The 21,712-nt window shown below is 49.1% G+C and carries 23 protein-coding genes; 19 read left to right on the plus strand and 4 right to left on the minus strand.

What is annotated here, in order from left to right:
- The first annotated feature begins 17 nt into the window (after positions 1 to 17).
- Both EZJ49_RS12315 and EZJ49_RS12320 read left to right on the plus strand, forming a co-directional pair.
- Positions 18 to 593 carry a cob(I)yrinic acid a,c-diamide adenosyltransferase gene (locus EZJ49_RS12315; protein WP_262552455.1) on the plus strand — a complete coding sequence of 192 codons (576 nt, stop codon included), beginning with the start codon at positions 18 to 20 and terminating at the stop codon, positions 591 to 593.
- A complete protein-coding gene (locus EZJ49_RS12320) occupies positions 594 to 1,724 on the plus strand; it encodes a hypothetical protein (protein WP_262552456.1) in 1,131 nt (376 codons plus the stop codon).
- On the opposite strand, the gene EZJ49_RS12325 is transcribed toward EZJ49_RS12320, so the two are convergent.
- Positions 1,725 to 1,931 carry a hypothetical protein gene (locus tag EZJ49_RS12325; protein ID WP_262552457.1) on the minus strand — a complete coding sequence of 69 codons (207 nt, stop codon included), beginning with the start codon at positions 1,929 to 1,931 and terminating at the stop codon, positions 1,725 to 1,727.
- Positions 1,932 to 2,510: a hypothetical protein gene (locus tag EZJ49_RS12330; protein ID WP_262552458.1), complete on the minus strand. Its 579-nt coding sequence runs from the start codon at positions 2,508 to 2,510 to the stop codon at positions 1,932 to 1,934.
- 150 nt (positions 2,511 to 2,660) lie between these two features.
- Between EZJ49_RS12330 and EZJ49_RS12335 the strand changes: the two genes are divergently transcribed.
- From EZJ49_RS12335 to EZJ49_RS12345, 3 genes are all read left to right on the plus strand, one after another.
- Entirely contained in the window at positions 2,661 to 2,945 is a 285-nt protein-coding gene (locus EZJ49_RS12335; protein ID WP_262552459.1) for a hypothetical protein, read from the plus strand.
- 10 nt (positions 2,946 to 2,955) lie between these two features.
- Entirely contained in the window at positions 2,956 to 3,672 is a 717-nt protein-coding gene (locus EZJ49_RS12340; protein ID WP_262552460.1) for a hypothetical protein, read from the plus strand.
- Positions 3,673 to 3,762: 90 nt separating this feature from the next.
- Positions 3,763 to 4,620: a hypothetical protein gene (locus EZJ49_RS12345; RefSeq protein ID WP_262552461.1), complete on the plus strand. Its 858-nt coding sequence runs from the start codon at positions 3,763 to 3,765 to the stop codon at positions 4,618 to 4,620.
- A 2-nt stretch (positions 4,621 to 4,622) separates the two neighbouring features.
- Here the strand turns inward: EZJ49_RS12345 and EZJ49_RS12350 are convergent, their stop codons facing one another.
- Both EZJ49_RS12350 and EZJ49_RS12355 read right to left on the minus strand, forming a co-directional pair.
- Entirely contained in the window at positions 4,623 to 6,101 is a 1,479-nt protein-coding gene (locus tag EZJ49_RS12350; RefSeq protein WP_262552462.1) for a methyl-accepting chemotaxis protein, read from the minus strand.
- A 75-nt stretch (positions 6,102 to 6,176) separates the two neighbouring features.
- The gene (locus tag EZJ49_RS12355) at positions 6,177 to 6,743 is read right to left on the minus strand and encodes a hypothetical protein (protein ID WP_262552463.1); all 567 of its coding nucleotides are present in this window, start codon (positions 6,741 to 6,743) and stop codon (positions 6,177 to 6,179) included.
- A gap of 186 nt (positions 6,744 to 6,929) precedes the next feature.
- Here EZJ49_RS12355 and gspC point away from each other — a divergent pair, with 186 nt between their 5' ends.
- The 14 genes from gspC to EZJ49_RS12425 all read left to right on the plus strand — a co-directional run bounded on the left by gspC (position 6,930) and on the right by EZJ49_RS12425 (position 21,702).
- The gene (gspC, locus tag EZJ49_RS12360; RefSeq protein WP_262552464.1) at positions 6,930 to 7,844 is read left to right on the plus strand and encodes a type II secretion system protein GspC; all 915 of its coding nucleotides are present in this window, start codon (positions 6,930 to 6,932) and stop codon (positions 7,842 to 7,844) included.
- Between the two features lie 122 nt (positions 7,845 to 7,966).
- Positions 7,967 to 10,231, plus strand: a complete 2,265-nt coding sequence (gene gspD / locus EZJ49_RS12365) for a type II secretion system secretin GspD (protein WP_262552466.1) — start codon at positions 7,967 to 7,969, stop codon at positions 10,229 to 10,231.
- A gap of 108 nt (positions 10,232 to 10,339) precedes the next feature.
- Complete coding sequence (gene gspE, locus EZJ49_RS12370; RefSeq protein WP_262552467.1) at positions 10,340 to 12,052, plus strand: type II secretion system ATPase GspE; 1,713 nt, start codon at positions 10,340 to 10,342, stop codon at positions 12,050 to 12,052.
- A gap of 120 nt (positions 12,053 to 12,172) precedes the next feature.
- The gene (gene gspF, locus EZJ49_RS12375) at positions 12,173 to 13,390 is read left to right on the plus strand and encodes a type II secretion system inner membrane protein GspF (RefSeq protein WP_262552468.1); all 1,218 of its coding nucleotides are present in this window, start codon (positions 12,173 to 12,175) and stop codon (positions 13,388 to 13,390) included.
- 223 nt (positions 13,391 to 13,613) lie between these two features.
- On the plus strand, positions 13,614 to 14,024 hold the full coding sequence (gene gspG / locus EZJ49_RS12380) for a type II secretion system major pseudopilin GspG (RefSeq protein ID WP_262552469.1): 411 nt from the start codon (positions 13,614 to 13,616) through the stop codon (positions 14,022 to 14,024).
- Positions 14,025 to 14,029: 5 nt separating this feature from the next.
- Complete coding sequence (locus tag EZJ49_RS12385) at positions 14,030 to 14,611, plus strand: Tfp pilus assembly protein FimT/FimU (RefSeq protein WP_262552471.1); 582 nt, start codon at positions 14,030 to 14,032, stop codon at positions 14,609 to 14,611.
- Positions 14,608 to 15,108, plus strand: a complete 501-nt coding sequence (locus tag EZJ49_RS12390; protein ID WP_262552473.1) for a type II secretion system protein — start codon at positions 14,608 to 14,610, stop codon at positions 15,106 to 15,108. The genes EZJ49_RS12385 and EZJ49_RS12390 overlap by 4 nt, the downstream gene beginning before the upstream one ends.
- Positions 15,108 to 15,995, plus strand: coding sequence for a type II secretion system protein GspJ (locus EZJ49_RS12395; protein ID WP_262552474.1), 888 nt, complete (start codon positions 15,108 to 15,110; stop codon positions 15,993 to 15,995). The genes EZJ49_RS12390 and EZJ49_RS12395 overlap by 1 nt, the downstream gene beginning before the upstream one ends.
- Positions 15,943 to 17,205, plus strand: coding sequence for a general secretion pathway protein GspK (locus EZJ49_RS12400; RefSeq protein WP_262552475.1), 1,263 nt, complete (start codon positions 15,943 to 15,945; stop codon positions 17,203 to 17,205). Before EZJ49_RS12395 ends, EZJ49_RS12400 begins: the two co-directional genes overlap by 53 nt.
- A 129-nt stretch (positions 17,206 to 17,334) precedes the next feature.
- On the plus strand, positions 17,335 to 19,002 hold the full coding sequence (pilM, locus tag EZJ49_RS12405; protein ID WP_262552476.1) for a pilus assembly protein PilM: 1,668 nt from the start codon (positions 17,335 to 17,337) through the stop codon (positions 19,000 to 19,002).
- The gene (locus EZJ49_RS12410) at positions 18,999 to 19,676 is read left to right on the plus strand and encodes a hypothetical protein (protein ID WP_262552477.1); all 678 of its coding nucleotides are present in this window, start codon (positions 18,999 to 19,001) and stop codon (positions 19,674 to 19,676) included. Before pilM ends, EZJ49_RS12410 begins: the two co-directional genes overlap by 4 nt.
- Positions 19,677 to 19,678: 2 nt before the next feature.
- On the plus strand, positions 19,679 to 20,644 hold the full coding sequence (gene gspN, locus EZJ49_RS12415; protein ID WP_262552478.1) for a type II secretion system protein GspN: 966 nt from the start codon (positions 19,679 to 19,681) through the stop codon (positions 20,642 to 20,644).
- Between the two features lie 163 nt (positions 20,645 to 20,807).
- Positions 20,808 to 21,242: a single-stranded DNA-binding protein gene (locus EZJ49_RS12420; RefSeq protein WP_262552480.1), complete on the plus strand. Its 435-nt coding sequence runs from the start codon at positions 20,808 to 20,810 to the stop codon at positions 21,240 to 21,242.
- Between the two features lie 70 nt (positions 21,243 to 21,312).
- Complete coding sequence (locus EZJ49_RS12425; protein ID WP_262552481.1) at positions 21,313 to 21,702, plus strand: hypothetical protein; 390 nt, start codon at positions 21,313 to 21,315, stop codon at positions 21,700 to 21,702.
- Positions 21,703 to 21,712 lie beyond the last annotated feature (10 nt).

Raw genomic sequence — 21,712 nt, forward strand, 5'->3', positions numbered from 1 at the left:
CATAAAGGGTCAAATCTATGACGAATGCTCCCAAGGCAAAAATTTATACGCGCACCGGCGACAAAGGAAACACCCGCTTGGTGGATGGCTCCTGCGTCGAAAAATTCAATCCGCGCGTGGAGGCCTATGGGACCGTGGATGAATTAAACAGCTATTTGGGTGTGGTGCGTTCTCATCTGGAACCCCACCCTGCCATGTCAACACTCAATGCCTCTTTGGAGAAAATCCAAAACGAGCTGTTCAACATTGGCAGTCTGCTGGCGACTGAAAAAGATGAGGTCTTCAAACTTTTACCGGCAATCACCGACGAACAGATCCGTTATCTGGAAACACAAATTGATGAACTGACCGTCGAACTTCCCGAACTGCGCAACTTCATTCTGCCCGCAGGTCACCCGGCGGCGGCGCACCTGCATGTGGCGCGCACACTGTGCCGTCGCAGTGAACGTCGTTCTGCGGAAATTGCCGTGCATGACGAACGCTACAGTCAGACTTTACAGTACCTCAATCGCCTGAGTGATTATCTTTTCGTGGCGGCTCGCTGGGCCAACCAGAAAAATGGCGTGACTGACGTTCTTTGGAAGAAGACCTAGATGAAGCTTGAGATTGCCAAACCCGAGGACTCTAAAGCACTGGTTGAGTTCTATAAAAGTTTTCCGCTAAAAGGCCTGGTTGAAATCAAGATTGATCGCGATGGCGATTTCTTTGCCCCTTATGAGGTGCAGGCCGAACAATATCTGACTTACCAGTTAAAAGATGACGAAGGAAAGATCGAGGGCATGGCCAGCTTCGTGGTTCGCGATGTCTTGCTTGGTGGAAATATCACCAAAGTGGCTTTCGGTCGTGATCTGCGGATTTCTTCAAACCGCCGTGCGGTTTTGGAATGGTCACAGCACTTTTTGCCCGTCATGAACGAAGTGTCGCAAACTTTGGGCAGCAAATATCTGTTTTCGGTGATGAGCATGGCTGATGTCCAGGCCTTGAATGCCTTTGTCCGTCCTCGCACCTTAAAGCGTCCTCTTCCCAACTATCACCTGTTCCGCCGCTTTAACATGGTGTCGGTGCATGGACGGCTGCCGTGGGCGAAAAATCCGCTGCCTCACTTGCGCATGCGCCGGGGCAGTCTGGCGAATGTGGATGCATTGATTTACTACATCACCCAGAAATCCCGCCAGCGGGATCTGGCAACCGCGTGGGATGTGCCCAGCTTCTTTGACAAACTGGAACGCTGGAAGGGCCTGAAGCTGGAAGATTTCATCATCGCCTTTGACAAGAATGAAAACATTGTCGGCTGCGTGGCTCCGTGGACTGCCGGAGGCATGCAGGAATTTATTCCGATGCAGTATTCCCTGCGCGCGCACAACTTCCGTCAGTTCCTGAAGTTCGGCAAAATGCTGGGCTGGACACGCACTTTGACGAAGCCTTATTCCCGTCTGAAAATTGAAGCCGGGTTTAATTTCAAATATTTGAACTTCCTGTTTGCCGATAACGGTGACATTTTTGAAAGCCTTCTGTGGAAGGCCTTTGATGATGCCAAGGAAAATGAGTTCCTGCTTTACACGCAAACTCGTTCTGAGTTTATCTATCGCCGTCCCCGCAACTGGATTTCTGCCAAGATGCCTTTCGGAGTTTATCTGCTGCTGCCACCCGACGGCGAAGTGCCGGCCTTCCTGCACCCGAACAATGAAAACCCCGTGGAGATTGAACCGTTCTTTGCTTTGTAATTAATGAAGCAGATAAATGACCATAAAAAACATGCCGATCCCTGCTGATCCCAGCAGGCCCCAGTATTTGGCGGTTTTTAGCTCCATAAAAAACCAGAAAATCAAAAGGGCTTTCAAAAGTGCCAGCAATAAAAGCGCTGGAAATGAGGACGTAAAAGCCGTCATTGCCACCAAAGCCACCAGTATCAGTAAAATCAGGAAGTTCATTCAAGGTCTCCAGAAAAACAGCGGAAAGATCATCACCCAAATCACGTCACACAGATGCCAGAACAGCACGCCCGAGGCAAAAAAGCGGGAGCTTTCCTCGGACTCTTTTTCATTCTTCAAATAGGCAAACAGAATATAAAGTAAAATTCCCACCGCCACCAGAACATGGGCAAAGTGAAAGGTCATAATGCCCCAGTAAAAAAGCCAGAAATCATCCCTGGCAAAATCAAATCCCTGCGTACTGAGCGCTCCTAGATCCTGCCACTTGTGGTGTAAAAACAAAAAGCCCGCGCCAATGGCGGCAACCAGTCCTGCAACCGCCCTTTTTGAGCGCTTCTTTTCAGAGTATTTGATAAATTCCGCGGCGAAATATCCACCCGCCAAAAGAAACAGGGTTGCAGTGATACCTGATTGCAGATTCAGATGTTTTGCCGAGCTGAGAAAAAGATCTTTTTCCCTGACCCGGAAAAGTGCGCATGCGACGATCAGGCCTGCGAAGACCAGAAATTCATTTAGTAAAATCAGCCACATCAAAAATGTGCCGGGAAGCTTTTGCAGAGATAATTTACTTTCGATCATGCCCGACAAATTATCCGAAAGTTCCCGGGCAAACCTTGATCCGGATCATTTTCAGGATTTTTAGCCGGGGCTCTCAGTATTTAGCTGTGGCTAAGAGCAACATCCAACCACTGGAACACCTCTTCAGATTTTTTTGATCAGGAGGTTGTTATGGATTTATCTCAAGTTTCCAATCATGAATTATTAAATCGCGTCGAGAAGCTGTCGCGCACGGAACGTAAGATCACTTATTTGATTCTGTGGCATATTGTAGAAGTGGAAACGCGAGCTTTGCTGAAAAAGGTCGGCCATCAATGCGAGTACATTCACAGAACCACGGGGCGCTGTCAAAGCAGGCAGTCTGGCCGACCTCTACCGCCGCTTTTGGGCACTTGGACACCTGTGGGGGGCTTAAAACCACCGTATTTCTTGCCGTCCCGGCCTTGGAATTGCTGAATAAAAGCACATGGGATTGATGTATAAAAAATATCTCAATTTGAGACAGTTCTGCCGACTTCTTTTTACCGGAGTCCTGGGCCTTTCTTTAACCGCCACCGCCGCGGACAAGACCCCCAATCTGGGGAACAATAACATCACCTCTGCCGATAAAATTGCACTGACCCTGATTAGCAAGCTACCTAATTCCGGGGTTAAAGCCGGACTGCAACGCTACTATTCCATTCTGTCTTTGAAATCATACACGGATGACGCCGAAGTCGCGGTTTCCAACACCGGGCTGGCTTTGTTCTTTGAACAACATTTCAATCAAAACAAATGTTTTTCTGAAAATGCCTATAAGTTCTATCGCGATCTGCGCCTGAACACGCGTCAACAACAGGCTGCGTTTACAGACAGCAGCCGTCACCGCCGCCCCAGCCTGGGGGATGTGGCCGGAAGAAATCGCACTGATTTGAAGCCGGGCTGGCTGTATGAAAAAGCCCTGCAGTATTCCAACGGAAATCCCAATGCCGCCATCAGTTTGATTGGCATGTGCGGGCACGATGACAAAAACCAGGGGCATTTCGCCAATCAGGATGTCGAAATCCAATTGCAAAAGAAAACCAGTTTTTTACATTATTGCAGGCACTTTTTGTGTCGGCGTTTCATTTGTCTTTTTAATATTACCCCCTACTATGCCTATTGTTTTGGCATTGGCATGTATTGCATGTTTTTCTATTGGTGAAATGTTAGCGCTGCCATTTATAAACAATTTTGTTTATACCCGAAGTAATGATTATAACCGCGGACAATACGCTGGTGGATATACTTTAAGTTGGTCTATTCGCAAACCGTTTGCCCTTCACAGTATGCCGATTTCTATGTGGCGGGCGGTCTTTCCAAAACCTCTGACATTGCCGACGACTTGAAAAAGAAAATTTTAAGCATTCAATATCCCGGTAAAAAAGCCGTGCAAATTGCCGCTAAGAATTATCACGTGATGGGTGCTGCCTTTATGACCTGTCAGATGATTGAAGCCGGACTGAATCCCCTGTTGGCTATTCAGGTGGAATCCATGGCGGCCAACCTGTATCGTGGTATTCGCCTGTGTCAAAGCATTGAAATTCCCGGCAATCTTTTCTGGGATTTACAGCGTCATCGCGAAGTCGCGTTCCGTCCCTTTGGAAAAACGTTTGAAGAAATCGTTTTGGAAAAAGCCATGGATCGCGCCCGCAATAAAAAGTGCTCTGTCAAAGACACTCGCACCGATGCTCTTTGTCGCCTGCTGAAAGTGGTTGGGGCACCTGCTGACATCAGCCGACCGCAAATGGAAAAACGCACACAGGATCTGCTGACAAACTATATGGATGAAATGATTGCCAGTGGGCTTTATGCCTCATGGCACATCAGTGGTGAAGTGGCTGGCATCAGTCTGCCCTGTTCACAGGCCCAACTGTGGGGTCCACATCCATTCCTGCAATGGTTGATTTCAAACACCGAAGTTCATGTGAATATCTGCGGAAACGGTTTGACGATGGACGCTTGTCGTAAAGCCGTCAAAAAAATCCGTTCCTGGGAAGTGGACTTTGACTGGACAGTTTCGCAGCATGTGGCCGGAGCCCGTTTTGCCGCGAAAGTCTGCAAACAATACCCCGAAGGCAGATCTTCCTTCGAGGCCTTCTGTAACAAATAAATTTACGCGGATTTCTTAAGACCCGTCAGAGTCTCAAGATTGACGATCGTTGTTGTCAGGCCTTCTGTGGAATGATCCAGACTGCCAGCCGCCTCTGAAATCGTTTCGGAGGAGGACGCATTGCTTTGTGTCGCCTGATCCAATTGATTCATCGCCTGGGAAATCTGTGACACACCGGTGCTTTGTTCCTGACTGGCAGTGGCGATCTCATTATTCAAATTTGCCACCCTATTCACGGAATCCACGATCTTTTTCAGAACTTCATGACTGGATTCAGCCACCATCTGACCTTTTTCAACCTGCCCCACGCTTTCGGTGATCAAAGTTGAAATCTCTTTTGCCGAAGTGGCACTGCGCAACGCCAGCGCACGCACAGCCTCCGCAACAACCGCGAAACCTTTCCCCTGTTCTCCGGCACGAGCCGCTTCCACGGCCGCATTCAATGCCAGCAAATTCGTCTGGAAAGCGATGTCATCAATCACGTTCACGATCTCTTCAATTTTCTTGGAAGACTTGGCTATTTCGCCCATGGATTGAGTCAGGGATTCAATCTCACGCGCACCCTCTTCCGCTGTGGTCTTTGACACCTGCGAAACATCCGATGCGATTTTCGCGTTGTCCGCATTAAGTTTAATCATGCTGGTCAGCTCTTCCAGGGAAGCCACTGTTTCCTCCAGCGAAGCCGCCGATTCCGTTGAAGCGGCTGACAAGGCCGAGCTGGAACCGGAAAGATCTGTCACCAAACGACGGATCTGGGCATAAGCTCTGGCCAAAGCTTCCGTCTGCAAACGAATGCCCTCTTTCAAAGAGAACGAAGACATAAACATCGTCACAGAAAGAGCAATAATCATCACCGCAACACTGCCCAGAGCCAGTTTTGCATACCACAAAGCCTGCCCCACCGCCCCGCGCACACGGGCCTCCAGCACTTTTTCAAACTGGTCAATGGGTTCGCCGATGGTCGCCACGAACTTATGATAGCTTTCATCGTGCATCAACTGGCGTGCCCAGTTCATGTCCGGATCTTTCTGCACTGTGAATTTACCAGAGGCATCAGCGAAAAGACCCTTCACCGCATTCATCGCCGCAGTTTCTGTTTTCACCAGCTCGTTAGAGCGCTTTTCCGCCTCTGCCAGCAAAGCAAATTCTTCCGGGGTAAAGCCAGCTTCCTGCATCAAAGCTTTAGTGGAAACCTTGCGACCATCGGGTCTGGCGGCTTCTCCACTGCGCACAGCCACGATCTGATTGTAGGCTTCTTCATACTTCTTTTCACCCGTCACAACATAGGTGCGTGCATTGCGAGTCAAACCGGCGGAATCATCGCGCATCTTTTGCGCCAGCTGCATGGACACGAATTTTGATTCATGCGCAGTATTCAGGGTGCTTTGATAGTAAAATGCGGTCCCGATACAGACATAGAGAGCCAGCACCAAACCGATTGACAGGAAATTGAATAAACGAACCTTGGCAAAAACACTCATAACAATCCTTTAACTAAGTTGTGAGGACTATTCGGTGAATTTCTATGAGTTCCTAAGCAGTTTATTACTGTTTATTTAGATAAGTGCAGAATCCGCGACCACAGTCTCGGAAACTTGTGGCCAGAACCAATCCAATTGAGGGTCTGAGGCAATAACGTCTTTAATCAGGACTTTGATGTCACTTCGGGTTGAGATTTCCCGACGCAGCCAAAGTTCAATTTCGTCATAACCCGGACCAATGATGGTGATTTCGATATGACTGAAGAAATGCAACAGGTGCAGATCCTTGGTGGCGACCGGCTTACCTTCTGTTTTGCCACGGATGAAGTTCAAAACTTCATTTTTGATTTCTGTGAAATTGCGGTGATTGATACGGCGAAGAATCAAATCAGCACGATGATCCCGGTTGATCCAGCGTTGGTGTAGCCCTCTTTGTACAAGATTGATCAGGTAGTTTCGCAATACAGAAGGGACCAGACGAAATTCTTCGTCCGGCAACGACATCACCTGCATCAAATCTACGTATCGCGCCTGTTCCTGGCCTCGACGTAGAGAGGTGAGTACTTCTGGAATACGCAAAACAGATTCGCGAATACCCAGAAGATCAATTCCTGCTCCATCCGTGAAGTAGAGAATTCTCATATCACTATCATGACCTATCTTTACGAAATTTGTGCAGAATTTTATTCAGAATTCGCAAGACCCAGACCAGAGTCCAGCATGTATTTTTTAGTGCAGTCACCTCGCCTTTTTGATAGGCTAAACAGAGGCCCAAGGACTAGGTGCTGACAGCGGTAACGCTGGTTAAAGACAAAGGATTGTACAACCGTGACTTCACGCAACTCGAAGAATCAAAGACCACCACTTGAAAAGTGGTATCCCTATATTCTCTTTGCATTTATTGGTTACTGCGTGGCCGATTTGGGTATTCTTGCCTATCGCGATAAAATGTTGCCTCAATCAGCCCCCCCGTCTCATCCCAAATCCTCTCAATTCGATGCCGGTGTCAGTCGTGGGGCTTACAATTCCATTACCAGCCGTAATATGTTTGCCTCCAACGGCGTGATTCCAGATGCCCTGGTGGATAAATCCAAAGGCGCAGAAGCACAAAAAGAGGCAGATCCGGTTCCATCCCAGTTGCCCCTGACCCTGATCGGAACCTTGGTGCATTCCAATCCCGACAAATCCCTGGCGGCGATTGAAGTTCGTGGCAAACAGGGCGTGGTTTCCTACAATCCCGGTAAAGAAATCGAAGGCATGGCCTCCATCATGAAAGTGGAGCGCCAAAAAGTGATCTTCCGCAATCTGAACTCCAACCGTCTTGAATATATAGAAATGAAAAAAGACGGTAAAGTGGCCTTCGGCGCCGGTCGCCCCTCTTCCGGTGGCGGCGACAAAGAAGTTCAAAAGGTGGGCGATAATAATTTCGTGATCAAGCGTGCGGACCTTTTGAAATACACTAACGATCTTTCCAGCATTTTGATGCAAGCCCGCGCCGTTCCCAACCGCGAACCCGGCACTGGAAACATCAACGGCTTCCGCATTCTGGATATGCAACCTGGCAGTATTTACGAACAACTGGGCATCCAAAGAATGGACGTCATTAAGTCTGTCGATGGCACTCCCGTCGATAGCCCTGCCAAAGCCATGGAACTTTACAACACATTGAAGAACTCACCTAAAGTGACCCTTCAAGTTGAAAGAAACGGTAAAACCGAAACCATGACTTATAATATTCAGTAACTCGGCGGACGCCGGCAGAGATCGGCTCCAGCCGACAGAGCTGAAGCGCTGGCAAGCGCGAAAGCTAAAGTAACTTTGACTTAAAAGGATTTTAAGACAACTCCTCAGGAGGAGAAGGCAAAATGAAAAAAACCGTCAGCATAGGAATTGCTTCATTGATGACAGCCCAATTGGTGGGCCCTGCAGCAAATGCTCAGTTTGAGGACTTCCCTCCTCCACCGCCGCCACCGGATTTCGGTGACATGGGAGGCAGTGAGCCAGCTCCGCCTCCTGATTTTGGTGGCAGCAACTCCGGCCCGTCCGGCTTTGCACCTCGTGGTGGTTCCGACAGTAATTCTGGCGGCACGGCGAATATTTTGAATAAAACAGAAAAAGACAAGCTGGCGAAAGCCCCTATTGAGGACATCAACAGCAAAAATTTCCCGGAAACGATTGAATCCTTCGACTTCCCGAATGTGGAAATCACGGATCTGATCAAAGCCATTGGTGAATTAACGGGTAAGAACTTTATCATTGATCCGGGCGTGCGTGGTAAAATCACGATCACAGCTCCGACAAAAATCACTGTGGCTGAAGCTTACAAAGCCTTCCTGTCAGCATTGGCCATCAATGGTTTCACGGTTGTTCCTTCCGGCAGCTTCCTGAAAGTAAAATCCGCAAGAAACGCCCAGCGTGACAATATCGAAACTTATTCTGGTGCTTACTATCCCAACGCCGATCAGATGATCACCCGTATCATTCACTTGAAGCACATTTCTGCATCTCAAGTGAATCGTGATCTGCGTATTTTACCATCCAAAGATGGTGAGATGAACATTTACGAACCAACAAACTCCATCATCATTTCGGACTATGGTTCCAACATTGACCGCGTGATGAAAATCATCAGTCAGTTGGACGTTCCGGGATTTGAAGAACAACTTGAAGTTATTCCTATTAAGTACGCTAAAGCCAAGGATCTTGCCGACCTGGTGGATAAAATCGTCAATAAAGGAAATAAAACCCAAGGGTCTGCGCCGGGCACATTCACAGCGGGCGTTCCGCGCTTCTCCCGTTCTGCGGGAGCAACGTCCCAACAGGGTGCAAGCTTCTTTATGGCTATTCCGGATGACCGTACAAACTCCATCATCGTGGTGGGGAATAAATCCGGTATTGTGCGTATCAAAAAATTGATTTCTCAGTTGGACTTCAAAATCCGCGCCGAAGAATCCGGTGGTGTTTACGTTTATAACGTTAAGTACGGTGACGCCGAAAAAATCGCGCAAACCCTGCAAGGTGTGGCGAAAGATGCCGCTCCAAAACCATCCACCGGCGGCAGCCTGCTGTCCCCGATCGGCGCCAGCGGTCAAATGCAGGCTCAGCAGGAAATCTTCGGTGGCGATGTTAAGATCACCGCTGACAAGACAACCAACAGTCTGGTTGTCACCGCCAGCAAGCAGGACTATGACGTAGTTCTAAGCATTCTGTCCAAACTGGATGCCCCTCGTGATCAGGTCTTTGTGGAAGCGATCATCATGGAAATGTCTGTGAATGACGGTAATTCATGGGGTATTGGTTACTATCAATACGGCGACAGCGGTTACGGTAAAGTGGGCTTCAATGGACTATCCAACATCAATGACTTCCTGTCTCCGACAGGAGGCTCTGGTGCGGTGATCGGCTTTGGTCAGGGTAAAACCGTGGAAGTCACCGATCCGGTTTCTAAACAGACTTTGAAGATCCCAAGTCTTTTGGGCTTTATCAACTTCCTGAAAACGGCGAAAAAAGCCAATATTCTTTCCACACCTCAGTTGATGACTTTGGACAATCAAGAGGGTGAATTGGAAGTCGGTGATAAAGTCGTCGTCGGTGAAAACGTGCAAAACGTCGGCACCAGCGGCACCACAGTCAGAACACCTCAGTTTGAAGACGCGACTATCAAATTGGCCATCAAGCCATTTATCAGCCCGGCTTCCAACCAGATCCGCATGGAAATCAAACAACAAGTGGCACAGCTTTCAACGGCTTCCACACCGAAAGCCTTCCAGGATTCGACTCAGCCTTTGGCGAAGCGGTCCTTGAAGACTGTGATCAATGTGAATAACGGCGACACGGTGGTTCTGGGCGGTTTGATGAAAGAACAGGACCAAGAGTCAGTTACGAAGGTGCCTTTGCTGGGTGATATTCCAATCATCGGTTGGTTGTTCAAATCCCGCACTATCGTGAAGGACAAAACCAACATGGTGGTCTTCCTGACGCCGAAGATCGTGCGCAACACAGTGGAAGCCAATGCCATTGTTTCCAAAAAACTGGATGAGCGCGTGGAATTCGTAAAAGCGCAAGGCGGCGTGGACCCTTACCAATGCCCCCTATTAGAGAAGTTGGCTCATCAAAGCATTAGAGATTGAAAATGAAACGATATTTAATTGACCCAGAATTTGATAAGTACGGAAGTGCACCTATTTTGTGCGACTTTCATTCTTTAGGATTTAATCTCTTTAAACAATCCATAGAGAATGGTCAGCCCTATCTTGATGGCCTCTGTGGATGTTTCAACGATTCTAGCCAAATCAACCTCTTTGACTCAGGACCAGATTCGTTCGGTCCTGAACAACCCTTCGGTGGTCAGACCTGTCACCGTCGGGGAGGCTTTGGCAGCGAAGGAATTTTCCACGGCGGATGAAGTGGTCTCGGACCTGTGCAAGGAGCTGGGGCTGGATTTTATCCGCGACATCCCTGTCAGCGAAATTTCAGTGGATCTTATCCGTGATCTTCCCATCAATTACGCCAAACAACACAATGTCCTTCCCTACAAGGAGGACTCTGATTTGCTGGTGGTTCTAACCAGCAATCCGGTGAACCTGAAAGCTCTGGACGACATGAAAGTGTTGTTCGGAAAACGCGTGCGCCCCCTGATCACGACGTCCATGCGTGTTCAGGATGCCATCAATAAAGTTTATGAAAAAAGCACGGCCAATCTGTCCGGCTTGGACGAGATCGCCGAAGAAGATTATGATTTGGACGATCCTATCGTGGATTTGCTGGAGGCAGGCGAAGACGATGCCCCGGTGATCAAGATGGTGAACAGTCTGCTTTTCCGTGCTGTAAAAGAAAAAGCGTCTGATATCCATATCGAACCTTATGAAAAAGACATGGCCGTGCGTTTCCGTACGGACGGTATTTTGTTCGACGTGTTCAAACCACCTAAGAAACTGCAAAATGCGATCACTTCCCGTATCAAAGTTATGGCCAATCTGAACATCGCCGAAAAGCGTTTGCCTCAGGATGGTCGTATTCCGTTGAAAGTCGGCGGTAAAGACATCGATATCCGTCTGTCCTGCGTTCCAACGACCTTTGGCGAACGTCTGGTCATGCGTATTCAGGACAGATCTTCCGTCGTGCGTGAACTGGCAGCTCTGGGCTTTTCTCAAGACAACCTGTCCCGCCTGGAAGAGGACCTGCTGACCCGCTCTTACGGGATCTTTCTGGTTACGGGTCCGACGGGCTCTGGTAAGTCCACGACCCTTTACGGTGCTTTGTCCAAGTTGAATCAGCCGGACGTGAACATCCTGACAGTTGAAGATCCGGTGGAGCAACGTATCCACGGGATTGGTCAGGTGCAGGTGAACTCGAAAATCGGTCTGACTTTCGCCGCCGGATTGCGCTCGTTCCTGCGTCAGGACCCCGACATCATCATGGTCGGTGAGATTCGTGACTTGGAAACAGCCGAACTTGCGATCCAGGCCTCTTTGACGGGTCACTTGGTTCTTTCCACGCTGCACACGAATGACTCTGCCGGTGCCTTCCCACGTCTGATTGACTTCGGGGTGGAACCATTCCTGATTGCGACCTCTATCACAGGTGTTATTGCCCAACGCTTGGTGCGCGTTCTTTGCCCGCACTGTAAAGCTCCGCATGAAGCCACGGATTTTGAAATCCAGCTTCTAGGTATCACCCGCGAAGAAGCCAACAAAGCCAACATCTGCAAAGCCATGGGTTGCAACCATTGTTCGCAGAAAGGCTATTCCGGTCGTACCAATATCGGAGAACTGCTGGTCGTGACAGATGACATCCGTTCATTGATCATGCAGCGTAAAGACGGTAATACAATTAAAAGACAAGCAGTTGCCAATGGAATGAAGACCTTCCGTGACCACGGCATTCAAAAAGTCCTTGCCGGAATCACCACAATCGAAGAACTGACTTCCAATACGCAATTGGATATTTAGGGCGGCGGCAGCCGCGGAGAGCCGCGGGGGCTTCGCCCCTGCGCTGAACCAGCTCCGGCCCAAAAGAAAAAGGCGGCTCGCCGCCACAATTGAAGTGTAAATTAACTAAGGTAACCACGAATGCCTATTTTTGAGTATAAAGGTCTGTCGAAAGACGGAAGAAATGTCAAAGGAACCATCGACGCTGAAAATCAGCGTGCGGCCCGCACCAAACTCAAAAAAGACAATATCTTTGTCATCGACATCAAAGATAAAAAGAAAATCGATCCGAAAAAGAAATCCGGTCCACGCACCACAAAAGCTGTCGGCGTTAAAGACCTGTCCCTGATGACCCGTCAGCTGGCAACCCTGATTAAAGCCAATATTCCTTTGGTTGATGCCCTGACCGCGGTGTCTGAGCAGGTGGAAAACCCAACGCTTTCAGAAGCACTAGCGGACTGTAAAAACATGGTTAATGAAGGTTCGACCCTGCACAAAGCCATGTTGAAATACCCGAACGTCTTCACCACGATCTATGTGTCGATGGTGGAAGCCGGGGAAATGTCAGGAAGTCTGGATGTCATCCTGATGCGTCTGGCAGAGTTCACCGAAGCTCAGGCCGATCTGCGCGCCAAAGTCAGCAGCGCCATGACCTACCCGATCATCATGCTGGTGGTAACCTTTGGTTTGATGGGCTTCCTCTTTATCTTCCTGATCCCAAAAATGGTGACCGTCTTTGAATCTGCACCGCAATTACAGCTTCCTTGGTACACGGTGGCTTTGATTGATGCGTCCCAGATTGCCGTGAATTATTGGTATCTGATTATCGGCAGCATAATGATTATTTACCTGCTGTTCCGAAACTGGAAGAACACCCCGGCTGGAAAAAATCAGTGGGATGCAATCTCTCTAAAACTTCCCTTGGTGGGCCCGACAGTTCGTATGGTGGCTGTGTCCCGCTTCACCCGCACTCTGGCAACCCTGCTGAACGGTGGTGTGCCGATGCTGGCGGCACTGGATATCGTTCGTAACGTTGTTGATAATCACGTTCTGGCATTAGCCATTGATGAGGCCCGCAGCAATATCTCCGAAGGGGAATCCATTGCCGGTCCTTTGAAAAAATCCGGACAATTTCCTCCGATTGTCATTCACATGGTGAACATCGGGGAAAAAACCGGGGAACTGGAAAACATGCTAAGTCAGGTCTCTGACGCCTATGACTTTCAGGTCAAAACCAAACTGGAAGGTCTGACCAGCATCATGGGCCCGGTTGTTATCGTCATCATGGGGGCGGCGATCGGTATGATCGTGATGGCCGTGATGGTGCCAATGTTTGAAATGGCCAACGTGGCGGGGTAGGCCCCGCCTGTTCAACATTGAAATACAGCTGGGTCCAGTTTGGAACCTCAAGTAACCTCTCAACTCCAATCCCTAAGCCCTCAGTCTGGGGACAAATATCGTTATCAAACCGAAACACGCCATCAGGGATTATTATGTGACATAGGTCGAGCAGCCGCTCTGCACTTTGCTTTACCTTAGGCCAAGGCTCTGCTAGGATTAGCATCTGTAAAAAGGAGTAAGTATGTCTCTTCTCAAAAATCGCAAGGGTATGACTCTGATTGAAATCATGATCGTCCTTGCCATCATCGGTGGTATCGCAGCTCTTCTTCTCCCAAACATCACGGGACAATTGGATAAATCCAAAGCCAAAGAAGCCAAGATCCAGCTCACTCAAATCGTGAACGCGCTTTCCATGTACTACACTGATTGCGGCAAATATCCTCAATCTTTGGAAGGTCTGACAAAGCAAGATCCAAATTGCTCTAACTGGGGTCCACAACCTTACTACACTAAAAAACTTCAAGATCCATTCGGTCATGATCTGGTTTACGAACTGGATGGTGGCGAGTACTCTTTGAAATCTTTGGGTAAAGACGGCCGCGAAGGCGGTTCCGGTTTCGACAAAGACATCACACTTGAGGATTTGAACTAATCCCGATGTCTTCTCAAAGGGGCTTCACTCTTATCGAGATCATGATTGTGCTGGCCATTATGGCCGCCTTGATCACAGTGGGAGCCCCTCGCCTTTTAAAGAACAACGAAGGCAACATCAAAGCGGTCGCCCGCAATTTTATCGTTCTTAGCAAAGAACTTCGCAACAAAGCCCGTCTAACCAACTCCACATATCGTCTGGCAATCAGTATGGAAGCTGATGAACCCAAATACTGGATTGAGCGCGCCAATGGCCCGCAAGCCGTGGACCCAGAAGCCTATGAAAAAGAAAAAGCGACCGGCGATGATGCCCCACCTCCTCTGTTTCAGATGGATAAGTCCCTTTTGAAAAAGGAAAAAGAGCTTCCCGGTGGCCTGCGCTTTGGCTCTGTGGAAACTGTGAATATGAAGTCCCCTATGACTTCAGGAGTCGCCTACATCCATTTCTTCCCCGAAGGCTTTGTGGAGGCCTCTGCTGTGCAGATCACAAATGGAAATAATTTAACTTGGACTCTTGTTTTTAATCCTTTAACGGGTCAAGCTGATATCATAGAGAAAGCTTCTTCGTTAAAGGACATCCAACGGTGAAAAAAAACGGATTCACATTGATTGAAACCGTCATTGCGATGGTGATTCTGTCTTCAGGGATTATGCTTCTGGCAAACTCCTGGAGCGGCAGTTTCATGCGCGTGCGCAAGACCCAGCTTTCCACCGAAGTTACCGCTTTACTTGAACGCAAAATGACCGAAATCGAACTGGAATATGCCGGAAAACCTCTGGACTCCATTCCGGAAGAAACCGAAGACGACTTCGGCTCTGAATACTCTCAATACTCGTGGAAAATGACCTCCAAAGAATTTGAGGTGCCTGATATCTCCGCCACTTTGACAGCCCAGGCTGGTGGTGCGGATGAAATGGCTTTAACCGTGATGAAAACCCTGACAGAACATTTGGGAAAATCCATCAAAGAGGTCAAAGTCACGGTGATCTACAAAGGCGCGAAAAAACCGATGGAATTTTCCGCGACTCAGTATTTTGTGGACTATGACAAGGAACTTCCACTTCCTTCGATGCCGGGGATGTGATGATGAAAAAATCCTCGGGCTTCACCATGATTGAACTGATGATCACGATCACGATTCTGGGCACCCTGACCCTGCTGACGGCACAGTCCATTCAACAGGCTGTGAAAGCCAAAGTAAAACTACAGGACCAGATCGACGATGTGTCCCGCATGCGCGATGCCTTGCGCCTGCTTGAACGCGACATCAATCTGGCCTATCACTATCGCGATCTGGAAAAAGAAATCGAGCAACTGGTCAAGAAAAAGCCCGCAAATCAAACCCAATCCGGCGGCGGCACCATCCCCGCAGGTGGTTCATTCCCCGGTGGCGATCCGGGGCCATTGACCAACGAAGCCCAAACCCAGCAACAGGAAGAACGCCGCGAGGTCCCCCGTCGTGATCCTGAAACTCACTGGGTTGGCACCGAAGACAGTTTGAATTTTGTGACCATGAACAATGCGCGCACTGTGCGCAACTCCCGTCAGGCGGATTTCATCGAAGTCGGCTACAGTCTGCGTGATTGCAAAAGCCTGACAGAGGGCGGAGGCTCCTCGAAATGCCTGTGGCGCAGAAGCTCCCCGTATGTTGATTTGGATGTCACCAAAGGTGGCGACGAAGTGGCGTTACTGGAGCACGTGACCGAGTTCAAGTTGCGCTACATGGGTAAGGGCAAACAGGACTGGGCCTCTTCGTGGCGAACAGATGCCCAGGGCGACGCTGCCAGCAAAGGAAAATTCCCGCAAGCCGTTGAAATTTCCGTGACGGTGGACAAAAAAATCGCCGGGAAAAGTAAAAAATATTCCATGCAACTGATCGTTCCCATTCATTTCCCGAATAATCCTGAGGAGGGTGCAAATGCTCAAGGCAATCAAAGCTCTTGGCCAAGAACTCAACCGCCCGCTCAATAATCGCCGCGGCATCGCCCTGATGATTGCAATTGCCTGTATCATGCTGATTATGTGGATTGCCATGGAGGTTTCGTATGATTCCAACGTGGAATACATTGTAAATTCCCAGGGCTTAAACCGCATCAAGGCGTACTACGCCGCAAAGTCCGGCATGCAGTTAAGTCTTCTGCGCATCAAAATTTATCAACAAGCCCAAAGCAAACTGGGCGACAAATTGGGTGATACAAAAATGCTGGATCAAATCTGGCAGTTCCCGTTTGCGTGGCCGCTCCCCATCCCGGATGAACTGAGCGCCATCGACAAGGACAACTTCAAAAAAGCCGTCAAAGATTCTTCAATGGATGCCGGTTATTTTGTCACTATCGAGGATGAAGGTTCTAAAATCGATTTGAACGATCTGGCCTCCCCGTCAAAATCCCTGCGGGAAGTGACAAAGCAGCAACTTCTGAATATTTTTGAACAGAAGAAAAAAGAAGATGAAGCTTTTGAAAGAGAATATTCCGGCACCCGCTTTGATGAATTGATCAACAGCATTGCCGACTGGATGAGCGCCAAATCCACATCCCTGAACGGTGGCGACAAAAGATCCAACTACGCCGAGCTAAATCAGGAATCTCAAAGCGATTACTACCCACCCAATCGCGGTTTCCGCACAATTGCAGAACTGCACATGGTTCCGGGAATGAACGACGTCTTCTTTGACCTGCTGGCCCCAAGGGTCACCATCTACGGCATGAAGGGCATCAACCCGAATCTGGCCAGCGCCGAAGTGTTAAAATCCCTGGACCCGGCGATGACCACGGAAGTGGTGAAAGAAATCATGAAACGCAGGGACAATGCCGACGAAGGTGGCCCGTTTAAATGCAACCAAACCGGCGGCAGCGACGATTTTTGGAACTTCGTGGAAAGCAAAGGCGTCCGCCCGGAAGGCAAAGTCGAAGAAATTCCCCTGATCTGTGATAGCGTGATCAATTTCAAAATCCGCAGCACCGGAGAATTCGCCGGTGCCTCCCGCGAGATCACCGCCATCGTGATGAACCTGCAAAAAACCGCCGACAAGGTAAAGTCCTACGTCAAAAAAGAACAGACCCAGGGCCAACAACAGCAGCAACAACAAAGCGGTCAACAAGGCCAGCAGGGCCAACAACAATCCCAATCCGCGCAAACCCAAAAAGGCCCCCCAAGAATAGTCTATTGGAACGAAAGATAACAAAAAGGGCTGGACCAAAAACCAGCTCTACACCGCCAAGCCATGGATGGCGTGCCGACAACTTAGGGCTATACACCAAGGCGATCCTCGCATAGACTTAGACCAAAGCCAGTTCATGGAGGAATTGCTTTGAAATCTCTCGGCATAGACATCGGTTCCAGCAGTATTAAAATTGTGGAAGTGCAGTCCACTTCCAAAGGATTTCAAGTCACTCAGTGCATGGAGCATCCGTTAGGAATTGCTCCAGGACACGATCAGGAACTTGAGATTCTGGAATATCTGCGCGACTTTGCCAGCCTTTATGATCCGGCTCAGACTCGTTTTGTTTTTGCTTTGCCACAAAATCGTGTGGCGGTTCGTCACAAATTCTTCCCGTTCAATGATCGTCTGAAAATCGCCAAAAGTTTGGCTTTTGAACTGGAAGAGGATCTGCCTTTTTCCGCAGACAACGCCATCTTTGATGCAAAGATCATCCGCACCGTGGGTTCGGGGGCTGAGATTCTGGCGTGTGCGGCTCCGAAAATTCACGTTCAGAACATGATTCAACGGGCGCAGGATTCCAATATGGACCCGTTCCTGATTTCAGCTGAAGGCACAGCTTATTCCAACGTTTTTGAAAAATGGAATGAAGCTCCGCCAGCGGTGGCCGCTCCGGCCATTGCCATGGATGATGAGGCCAAGCCGGCACGACAGGTGACTTTGGCTTTGCACATCGGACACAGCCGCACTTTGGTGTGTGCCTTTGAAGGCAGCTCGCTGATTCAGGTCGGCTCCATCCTTTGGGGTGGCAAAAATATCGCAGAAGCCATTGCGCAAAAGTATGAAATTCCGTTTATCGAGGCCATCAAGGAATTGCAGACCAAGGCGTTTATTCTGACCAACAAACAGGGTGCGACTTTCGATCAGGTCACCTTCTCTGATACCATTGCCAAATGTGTTCGTGAAATGGCGCGTGATCTGCAACTGGCTATTCTGGAACTGAAGAGTGAATTTAACGCCCAGATCAACAGCATCAGTATGACTGGTGGCGTTTCGCAGATTCAGAATCTGGGGCCTTTCCTGACACAAGTTCTGGAAGTTCCGGTGAACCGCGTGTCCGCTTTGGATCAAACCCCGAACATCAACTTTGAACGTTCCGTGGCTAACGGTGCGAAGATGGGCGTGGCTTTGGGGCTGGCATTGGAAGGCTTCAAAAAACCGCGCAACCCTCCGCTGAACTTCCTGCGTGGCGATTTCGCCAAGGAAAATCATCAGTTCAAAATGTTCTGGGAAAAATGGGGCTCCACAATCAAGGTTGCAACTGCGGCTTTGGTGGTTTTGTTTGTCTATACCACTTTGCGCGAAAGTTTTTCCTTAAGTCTGGCGGATCGCACTCAGGAAGTGTTGAAATCCCAGGCCAAGACAGTGGCGGGTCTTAAGGGCCGCGCAGCCTCTGAAAACGGCATTCGCAAGTACATTCGCGACAACAAAAAACGCGCGGCTGATCTGAAGACTCTGGCCAGTGTTGCCAACATGAACTCGGCCCTGGACATTACCAAAAAGATCAATGATGCCGTTCCTCCGAAATCCACAATCACTCTGGATATTCAGCAGCTTTCTGTGCAGGACCAGCAGGTGATTTTGCAAGGCTATGTGAATTCACCAAAAGAAATGAGCCTGCTACAACAGGCACTGACCAATGTTTCCACAGATGGTCAGGTGAAACAGGGACAAAGCCGCTTGAATCCGATGCCGGGTCGCACGGCGTTTTCATTCAGTTTCAACGTGGATCGCAATATTGAGAAGGTGGCCCGATGAGCAGCTTTGACGATTTGAAAGAAAGATTTATCGCTGACTCTCGCGCCACTTGGGAACGTATTCAGGAAAGCACCGCTTACAATCAAATGCGTGACCGCTATGAAAACATGACCCCGCCCATGCAGAAATTGACTGTGGTGGGTGGCGCGGCTTTGCTGACGTTGCTTGTTCTGTCCATTCCCTATGGTAAATACACACAGTCCAACGAATATGTGGGTGAATTTGAAAGCAAACGCATGACCATTCGCGAGCTTTTGAAGGTCAGCCGTGAATCTTCGGACGTTCCGCAGATTCCCCAGGCCCCTTCCATGGATATGATTCGCAATAACGTGGACAACCAGATCAAAGCCGCCAATCTTTTGCCGGAACAAGTTCAGGGAACAGAGATTCAGGAAAACACCTCCAACCTGGTTCCTAAAAATCTGACGGAAGGTTTGTTGCAGGTCAGTCTGGTGAAATTGAATCTGCGTCAGGTTCTGGATCTGGGTCATCAGTTCCAGAGCATCAACTCCAGCGTGAAATTAAAAGACCTGATCATGACGGCCAATCGCGAAGACAGCCGTTACTTTGATGTGGTTTACAAGCTGGTGGCACTGGCCGTTCCGGCACCCCCTGCTCCAGAACCCGCGGAGCCTCCTCGTGGTCGTAAAAACCGCAACAGCGGGGATGAATAAGCATGGAACAACTTCGTCAGCTTTTGAAATTGATCGGACAAAGCAAAGGCAAAATTGCCGTGATGGTGTTTTCCACACTGGTGTTTGTTTTTCTGCTGTTCCCGTTTGATGACCTAAGTGATCTGATTTCCTCGCAAGTGTCCCGCCTGAGCAACAACTCGGTGTATGTACAGTTTGAAAAACTGAAAATGAGCTTGTTCCCGCAGCCCGGCGTACAGATGGATCAGGTTTATATCGAGTCCTTAAGAACTCCGGCAATTTCCGCGCAGGAACTGGTCATCACGCCATCGGTGCGTGGTTTGATTCAGCAAAAGCCCTATGGGCATGTTTCTGCCAAGGGATTATTAAAAGGCGACGTGGATGTTCAGGTCGGTAAAGGTTCCAAAACTGAAAACGGAGCCGAACGCCACAAGATCGAAGTCAGCGCGAAGAAAATTTCCCTGCACGATTTGCGCGAAATGGCCAATCTGCCAGTTCTGCTGAAAGGTCAGTTGAATCTGGAATCCACAGTGCTGGCGGATCTGAGTTTTCAGGAACAGCCCGATATTGAAATGAATCTTTCCATCAATCAGTTCGAGCTTCCCCCTTCCAACGTCAACACCCCGATGGGGCCTTTGACTTTGCCGGATTTGAAACTGAGCACAGTGGAATTAAAAGGCCGTTTGGCCGCCGGTCAGTTCGTGATTGAAACCGGCACCATTGGCAAACCCGGAGATGAGCTGTACGGTACGATCAAAGGTAAGATCGGTCTGACAATCGTGAACCGTGGAAACTCATTTGGACATCAAATCGGGGCCTATAATATCGAAGTGGATCTGCGCACCAAACGCAGCTTCCAAGAGCGTGCAGCCCTGTTCCTGACGTTTATTGACGGCTATAAAACACAGACGTCCGATGGTTCTCAGTACAAGTTTAAGGTCTCTGCCAGCAATCCCATGATGCCGCCGAGTATTGGGGCTGTGCGTTAGTCCGAATTTAAGACGCCCCATTCAGCCCCGCCTTGGTTAACTTGATGCGGGGCTCTGCCTAATAATTGCTCACCCCTCTTCACAATAAAATCCGAGTATGAAGTCCTTATTGACTTCACTCTTAAACTGACCAAAAACGAATGGGTCAATTATTGGAGGGAATATGTCTGGAGTAAATAAAGTTATCCTTGTTGGTCGTTTGGGTGCTGATCCTGAAGTGAAAGCTATCGGCAGCGGCAGCACTGTTGCGCGTTTGAATCTGGCAACAAGTGAAACATGGGTTAAAGACGGTCAAAGACAAGAGCGCACTGAATGGCACCGCATCACAGTTTGGGGCAAGCTTGCTGAGATCTGTGGCAAACACCTTTCCAAAGGTCGCCAAGTGTACGTGGAAGGCAAACTGCAAACTCGTCAATGGGAAGACCAACAAGGTCAAAAGCGCTACACGACTGAAATCGTGGCCAGCACTGTTCAATTCCTGGGTGGCGCGACAGGTGAAAAATCCTCCAGCAACTCCATGGGTGGCAACGACGATTTCAACTTCCAAGATTTCGGTCCGGAGCCAAGCTTCAACAGCAACGACGAAATCCCGTTTTAGATAAGCCGAAAGCCCTGAAGAAATTCGGGGCTTTTTTTTTGCCTTTTAAATGCCCTATAATAAAAGGGTTATGAAGGCTTTTGTACTTTCCACCCTTGCTGTATTTCTTCTTGGCGGTTGCACGGTTTACCGCTCGGATGGCCGTAAGCAATTTGAATCCGAAGCTCCGGGTAAAGTTGCGGGTGCCTCTTTCCAGCTCATTAATTGCAAAAAAGAAGGCAAACTGGAAACCTGGTTCCACGAGGAATTCCCCGCCCACACCTACGAACTGGTTCTTTCCGAACCGGATCTGGAAATCTGGCGCACTCAGCGCGGCTCTGCCATCGAAGTCAAAGCCCTGCAAAAAAGCGACAAGACCACGCAATCCTGCATTTATCAGTTCGCCAATGAAACTGTCTGGACACTTTACAAAGATCAATTCATCCGAGAGCTTGAAAACAACCTGATGACACTTGAATAGAAAGAGGCCC

This window comes from Bdellovibrio bacteriovorus, assembly GCF_025558485.1.
Lineage (GTDB): Bacteria > Bdellovibrionota > Bdellovibrionia > Bdellovibrionales > Bdellovibrionaceae > Bdellovibrio > Bdellovibrio bacteriovorus_G.